Source organism: Kitasatospora sp. NPDC007106 (genome assembly GCF_040634455.1).
In the GTDB taxonomy this organism is placed as follows: Bacteria; Actinomycetota; Actinomycetes; order Streptomycetales; family Streptomycetaceae; genus Kitasatospora; species Kitasatospora arboriphila.
The window spans coordinates 1-1,790 of the sequence record NZ_JBEYFP010001073.1; the positions used below are offsets into that span (position 1 = coordinate 1).

General features: G+C 76.7%; 2 protein-coding genes and 2 pseudogenes. 1 reads left to right on the top strand and 3 read right to left on the bottom strand.

The window, feature by feature from the left end:
• Positions 1 to 159 (bottom strand): annotated as a pseudogene (locus ABZ641_RS35850) (VOC family protein); the annotation flags it as partial.
• A gap of 124 nt (positions 160 to 283) precedes the next feature.
• Complete coding sequence (locus ABZ641_RS35855; RefSeq protein WP_344621734.1) at positions 284 to 706, bottom strand: DUF1801 domain-containing protein; 423 nt, start codon at positions 704 to 706, stop codon at positions 284 to 286.
• Positions 707 to 787: 81 nt separating this feature from the next.
• Between ABZ641_RS35855 and ABZ641_RS35860 the strand changes: the two genes are divergently transcribed.
• The gene (locus ABZ641_RS35860; RefSeq protein ID WP_344621735.1) at positions 788 to 1,282 is read left to right on the top strand and encodes a molybdenum cofactor biosysynthesis protein; all 495 of its coding nucleotides are present in this window, start codon (positions 788 to 790) and stop codon (positions 1,280 to 1,282) included.
• A 27-nt stretch (positions 1,283 to 1,309) separates the two neighbouring features.
• Here ABZ641_RS35860 and ABZ641_RS35865 read toward each other — a convergent pair.
• Positions 1,310 to 1,790: pseudogene (locus tag ABZ641_RS35865) on the bottom strand (ornithine cyclodeaminase family protein); the annotation flags it as partial.

The window sequence follows — 1,790 nt, forward strand, 5'->3', positions numbered from 1 at the left end:
GCCGTGCATGATCCGGTCGGCCATCTCCCCGGTCTGGTCCGGGTTGAACTGGCCGAAGGTGTTCAGGTCCAGGTCGCCGCCGAAGACGCCCTGGTAGAACTCCATCGCCTGGCGGGCGTCGCCGTCGAAGCTGATGTAGGGGTTGAGCCGGGATGCCATGAGGGGTTCCTCTCCTGATGACGCGTCGGTCTGCCGCAGCGTAGGCGACCGTCCCGCCGTCGGCGGGGAGGGCGCACCGGCCGTCTCGGCATCGGGCCCGAACGGAGTCCGGCGGGCCGCGCGGCTACGGGGTGACCGTCCGGCCGTCCATCCGTTCGAACGACGTCGCGACCAGCTCGGCGAGCACCGCACGGTCCACGTCGGCGAGCCGTTCGAGGTAGAGGCAGCCCTTGCCGGTGGTGTGCGGGCCGAGCCGGGCCAGCAGGCCGGCGTACGGCTCGAAGCCCTCGGCGACGTACAGCACCAGCGCCTGCTTGCGCGGGGCGAACGCGATCGGCGGCCACTCGCCCGAGCGGCCGCTCGCGTAGCGGTAGCGGTAGCAGCCGAAGCCGACCATCGACCCGCCCCACATCTCCGCGGGCGCGCCCGTCGCCCCGGCGAGCAGGTCGCACAGCTGCTGCGCGTCGGCGCGCCGCCGTTCGTCGCCTACACCCGCGAGGAACGCGGCGGGGTCGGCACCCGTCCGCACGGTCTTCGGCTCAGCCATCGCGGTCACCCATCCCACCAGCATGCCCGCGGAGGGCCGGGCCCGTCGGGCGGCGACGCGCGGCGGCGTAGGCTGGCCCGCATGGCCGTGGTCGAGGTGGTGCAGCTCCTGGTGTCGCCGGCGCACCGGTACACCGGACGCCCGTCGGAGGGGCCGTCCCCGGCGCACCCGGACGAACTCGTCGGCAGCGCCGAGGTGCGGCAGGGCCTCGGCCTCGTCGGCGACCGCTACTACGCCCGCCCGGCCCACCGGGACGCCGCCGTCACGCTGATGGCCGCCGAGAACCTCCCGCTCGACATCCGGCCCGGCACGGACCTGCGGCACACCCGCCGCAACGTGCTGCTCCGCGGGGTCGACGTCGACGCGCTCCTGGGCCGGACGGTCTCGCTGGACTGCGGCACCGGGCCCGTCCTGCTGGCCGTCCGCCGCGCCGCCCGGCCCTGCGCGTGGATGGACGCCGTGATCGGCCCCGGCGCCCAGCGGGCCCTGCGCGACAAGGGCGGCGTCCGCTGCACCCCGCTGAGCGACGGCGTCCTCACGCTCGGACCGGCGGAGTTCCTCGTCCTGCCCGACTGAGGCCCGGCCGGAGACCGGCAGCCGCCGTCACAGGTCCACCACCGTGCCGAGGCCGCGGGTGCGCGCGGCGCGGTGGACCACCGAGGCGGCCGCGACGTCCAGGGCGGCATGGCCGGTGGACTTGAAGACGGTCAGCTCGTCGGGGGAGCGGCGCCCGGGGGCGGTGCCGTCGAGGACGGCGCCCAGCAGGGTGAGGCGTTCGGCGGGGACGCCGCGGAGCTCGTGCGCGCCGGCCGGCGGGGGAGAGGCGGCGCCCGGCCACTCGACGAAGAGCGCGCCCTCCCGCACGGTGGCGGCGTCCAGCTCCGGCCCGCGAGAGCCGCCGACCGAGCTGACGTGGGCCCCGGGCGCCAGATCCGCCCGCCGCAGGACGGGCTCGGACGCGTCCGTGCAGCAGAAGACCACGTCGGCACCGGCCAGCGCCTCCGCGACCGTGCAGGCCACCGCCCCCGGGAGCAGCTCCGCGGCCCGGCGGGCCCGGTCCGTGTCGCGGCCGCCGACCACCACC